Annotated in this window: 3 rRNA genes; all 3 read right to left on the minus strand. The window is 58.2% G+C overall.

Features of this window, described 5'->3' with window-relative positions:
- Window positions 1-26: 26 nt before the first annotated feature.
- Window positions 27-143: ribosomal RNA gene (gene rrf / locus EBM89_RS19305) — 5S ribosomal RNA — on the minus strand.
- Between the two features lie 104 nt (window positions 144-247).
- A 23S ribosomal RNA gene (locus tag EBM89_RS19310) occupies window positions 248-3,357 on the minus strand.
- Between the two features lie 385 nt (window positions 3,358-3,742).
- Window positions 3,743-5,264 (minus strand): 16S ribosomal RNA (locus EBM89_RS19315).
- Together the 16S, 23S and 5S rRNA genes form the textbook arrangement of a ribosomal RNA operon.
- Window positions 5,265-5,373 lie beyond the last annotated feature (109 nt).

The raw sequence follows: 5,373 nt of genomic DNA on the forward strand, positions 1-5,373 counted from the left end.
AACGGGGTGGCTCTTCGTGAATGGGTGTCCGGCGGCGTCCTACTCTCCCACACCCTGGCGAGTGCAGTACCATCGGCGCTGAGGGGCTTAGCTTCCGGGTTCGGAATGGGACCGGGCGTTTCCCCCTCGCTATGACCGCCGTAACTCTGTCGAACTTGTCAAACACGGGCCGCACGACCGCGCTGGGGCGGGTGCGGGGTGTTCGCGGTTCGGGAACCGCACAGTGGACGCGTAGCAAAAAGTATGGGTGGTGAAGTTGTCGGCTTATTAGTACCGGTCAGCTGCGAGGGTCTTGAGTCCCCTCTTCCACATCCGGCCTATCTACCCGGTGGTCTAGCCGGGAGCCTCTCGGGACAAGTCCCGTGGAAACCTCATCTTGAAGCAGGCTTCCCGCTTAGATGCTTTCAGCGGTTATCCCTTCCGAACGTAGCCAACCAGCCGTGCTCCTGGCGGAACAACTGGCACACCAGAGGTTCGTCCGTCCCGGTCCTCTCGTACTAGGGACAGCCCTTCTCAAGTTTCCTGCGCGCGCAGCGGATAGGGACCGAACTGTCTCACGACGTTCTAAACCCAGCTCGCGTACCGCTTTAATGGGCGAACAGCCCAACCCTTGGGACCTACTCCAGCCCCAGGATGCGACGAGCCGACATCGAGGTGCCAAACCATGCCGTCGATATGGACTCTTGGGCAAGATCAGCCTGTTATCCCCGGGGTACCTTTTATCCGTTGAGCGACGGCGCTTCCACAAGCCACCGCCGGATCACTAGTTCCGACTTTCGTCCCTGCTCGACCTGTCAGTCTCACAGTCAAGCTCCCTTGTGCACTTGCACTCGCCACCTGATTGCCAACCAGGCTGAGGGAACCTTTGAGCGCCTCCGTTACATTTTAGGAGGCAACCGCCCCAGTTAAACTACCCACCAGGCACTGTCCCTGATCCGGATCACGGACCGAGGTTAGATGTCCAGAGCGACCAGAGTGGTATTTCAACGTTGACTCCACCGACACTGGCGTGCCGGCTTCACAGTCTCCCACCTATCCTACACAAGCCGCACCGAACACCAATACCAAGCTATAGTAAAGGTCCCGGGGTCTTTCCGTCCTGCTGCGCGTAACGAGCATCTTTACTCGTAGTGCAATTTCGCCGAGTTCGCGGTTGAGACAGCGGAGAAGTCGTTACGCCATTCGTGCAGGTCGGAACTTACCCGACAAGGAATTTCGCTACCTTAGGATGGTTATAGTTACCACCGCCGTTTACTGGGGCTTAAATTCTGAGCTTCGCCTTGCGGCTGACCCGTCCTCTTAACCTTCCAGCACCGGGCAGGCGTCAGTCCGTATACATCGTCTTGCGACTTCGCACGGACCTGTGTTTTTAGTAAACAGTCGCTTCTCCCTGGTCTCTGCGGCCCTCCACGCTTCCCGGGCAAGCCGGTACACGCTTCAGGCCCCCCTTCTCCCGAAGTTACGGGGGCATTTTGCCGAGTTCCTTAACCACGATTCTCTCGATCGCCTTGGTATTCTCTACCTGACCACCTGAGTCGGTTTGGGGTACGGGCGGCTAGAACCTCGCGTCGAAGCTTTTCTCGGCAGCATAGGATCACCCAATCATCCAGCATACGCTGTCACCATCGGTTCTCAGGCTATATGAGTGGCGGATTTGCCTACCACTCGCCCTACGGCCTTGGACGTGGACTACCATCGCCACGCTGGGCTACCTTCCTGCGTCACTCCTGTTAATACGCTTACCTACTACCGGATCGGGTCACGCGCTCCCCGAAGCGGTGACTCCCGAAGGAGTCGGTGCTACGGCTCGGGCGTTTAGCATCACCGGGCTCGGTATGGGCGGTTCTTCGCCGGTACGGGAATATCAACCCGTTGTCCATCGACTACGCCTGTCGGCCTCGCCTTAGGTCCCGACTTACCCAGGGCGGATTAGCCTGGCCCTGGAACCCTTGGTCATTCGGCGGACGGGTTTCTCACCCGTCATTCGCTACTCATGCCTGCATTCTCACTCGTGTAGCGTCCACCACTGGGTTACCCCGCAGCTTCACCCGCCACACGACGCTCCCCTACCCATCCACACGCCTGAACCACGAAGGCTTAGCGCAATGTGTGAATGCCACAGCTTCGGCGGTATACTTGAGCCCCGCTACATTGTCGGCGCGGAATCACTTGACCAGTGAGCTATTACGCACTCTTTCAAGGGTGGCTGCTTCTAAGCCAACCTCCTGGTTGTCTGTGCAACTCCACATCCTTTCCCACTTAGCATACGCTTAGGGGCCTTAGCTGGTGGTCTGGGCTGTTTCCCTCTCGACTACGGAGCTTATCCCCCGCAGTCTCACTCCCGCGCTCTCACTTACCGGCATTCGGAGTTTGGCTAACGTCAGTAACCTTGTGGGGCCCATCGGCTATCCAGTAGCTCTACCTCCGGCAAGAAACACGCGAGGCTGCACCTAAATGCATTTCGGGGAGAACCAGCTATCACGAAGTTTGATTGGCCTTTCACCCCTAACCACAGGTCATCCCCCCGGTTTTCAACCCAGGTGGGTTCGGTCCTCCACGCGGTCTTACCCGCGCTTCAACCTGCCCATGGCTAGATCACTTCGCTTCGGGTCTAGAGCACGCGACTCATACGCCCTATTCGGACTCGCTTTCGCTACGGCTTCCCCACACGGGTTAACCTCGCCACGTACCACTAACTCGCAGGCTCATTCTTCAAAAGGCACGCCGTCACCCCTGCTAGGGAGGCTCCGACGGATTGTAGGCACACGGTTTCAGGTACTATTTCACTCCCCTCCCGGGGTACTTTTCACCTTTCCCTCACGGTACTTGTCCGCTATCGGTCACTAGGTAGTATTTAGGCTTAGCAAGTGGTCTTGCCAGATTCACACGGGATTTCTCGGGCCCCGTGCTACTTGGGATCCCCTTCGGGAGGCCACGTGATTTCGTCTACGGGGGTACCACCCTCTGTGCCGGGCCTTTCAATGCCCTTCGACTATCACGAGGCTTTCTGACTCCCTGCTGGTTCGGCAGAACCAGCTGAAAGGTCCCACAACCCCGCACACGCAACGCCTGCCGGCTTGACACGCATACGGTTTGGCCTGATCCGCTTTCGCTCGCCACTACTCACGGAATATCTCTTCCTGCCGGTACTGAGATGTTTCACTTCCCGGCGTTCCCTCCACACACCCTATATATTCAGGTGCGGGTCACACGACATGACTCGTGCGGGGTTTCCCCATTCGGACATCCTCGGATCACGGTTCGTTTGCCAACTCCCCGAGGCTTATCGCAGGCTACCACGTCCTTCTTCGGCTCCTAGTGCCAAGGCATCCACCCTGTGCCCTTAAAAACTTGACCACAAAATCATACTTTAAAGATGCTCGCGTCCACTGTGCAGTTCTCAAACAACGAACGATCCCCGGAAGTCTTGTCCACTCGCCTACCAGCACCGAAGTACCAGCGGTTCGAGGAACCATCCGGGCCCGTACGAAGCAACCTCCCTCGCGGGCTGTTCCCTCAGGACCCAACAGCGTGCCTAGGCCACCAGCTGGTACCGGTCGACTGTGCGAGGTTCCATCCCCACCCGAAGGCAAGGAGTACTGACGCGACGCCGACCACCAGCAGGCGGCCGTAGTTGATGTTCCACCCATGAGCACCACCCCCAGCGCGAACGGCTGAGGCCTGGTCTCTGCACACCACCAGCGCCACTACAGCAAGCTGGCCAGTGTCAGAAGCTCCTTAGAAAGGAGGTGATCCAGCCGCACCTTCCGGTACGGCTACCTTGTTACGACTTAGTCCCAATCGCCAGTCCCACCTTCGACGGCTCCCCCTGCGAACAGTTGGGCCACCGGCTTCGGGTGTTACCGACTTTCGTGACTTGACGGGCGGTGTGTACAAGGCCCGGGAACGTATTCACCGCAGCGTTGCTGATCTGCGATTACTAGCGACTCCGACTTCATGGGGTCGAGTTGCAGACCCCAATCCGAACTGAGACCGGCTTTTTGGGATTCGCTCCACCTCGCGGTATCGCAGCCCTTTGTACCGGCCATTGTAGCATGCGTGAAGCCCAAGACATAAGGGGCATGATGATTTGACGTCATCCCCACCTTCCTCCGAGTTGACCCCGGCAGTCTCCTATGAGTCCCCACCATCACGTGCTGGCAACATAGGACGAGGGTTGCGCTCGTTGCGGGACTTAACCCAACATCTCACGACACGAGCTGACGACAACCATGCACCACCTGTACACCGACCTTGCGGGGCAACCATCTCTGGAAGTTTCCGGTGTATGTCAAGCCTTGGTAAGGTTCTTCGCGTTGCATCGAATTAATCCGCATGCTCCGCCGCTTGTGCGGGCCCCCGTCAATTTCTTTGAGTTTTAGCCTTGCGGCCGTACTCCCCAGGCGGGGCACTTAATGCGTTTGCTGCGGCACGGAACTCGTGGAATGAGCCCCACACCTAGTGCCCAACGTTTACGGCATGGACTACCAGGGTATCTAATCCTGTTCGCTCCCCATGCTTTCGCTCCTCAGCGTCAGTTGCGGCCCAGAGACCTGCCTTCGCCATCGGTGTTCCTCCTGATATCTGCGCATTCCACCGCTACACCAGGAATTCCAGTCTCCCCTACCGCACTCTAGTCTGCCCGTACCCACTGCAAGCCCGAGGTTGAGCCTCGAGTTTTCACAGCAGACGCGACAAACCGCCTACGAGCTCTTTACGCCCAATAATTCCGGACAACGCTTGCGCCCTACGTATTACCGCGGCTGCTGGCACGTAGTTAGCCGGCGCTTCTTCTGCAGGTACCGTCACTTGCGCTTCTTCCCTGCTGAAAGAGGTTTACAACCCGAAGGCCTTCATCCCTCACGCGGCGTCGCTGCATCAGGCTTGCGCCCATTGTGCAATATTCCCCACTGCTGCCTCCCGTAGGAGTCTGGGCCGTGTCTCAGTCCCAGTGTGGCCGGTCGCCCTCTCAGGCCGGCTACCCGTCGTCGCCTTGGTAGGCCGTTACCCCACCAACAAGCTGATAGGCCGCGAGTCCATCCCTGACCGATAAATCTTTCCAGACACTTCGCATGCACGAGCGTCTCGTATCCGGTATTAGACCTCGTTTCCAAGGCTTATCCCAGAGTCAGGGGCAGGTTACTCACGTGTTACTCACCCGTTCGCCACTGATCCACCCAGCAAGCTGGGCTTCACCGTTCGACTTGCATGTGTTAAGCACGCCGCCAGCGTTCGTCCTGAGCCAGAATCAAACTCTCCGTAGATGTCTCCATGGCCTCCACCACCCGAAGGCAGTGGCAAACCGACACACGAAACGGCCACCCCCACGCTGACGAAGGAGCAACCAGTTGAATTCGGCTGTTAACGAGCCGG

Source organism: Cellulomonas triticagri (assembly GCF_003696205.1).
Classification (GTDB): Bacteria; Actinomycetota; Actinomycetes; order Actinomycetales; family Cellulomonadaceae; genus Cellulomonas; species Cellulomonas triticagri.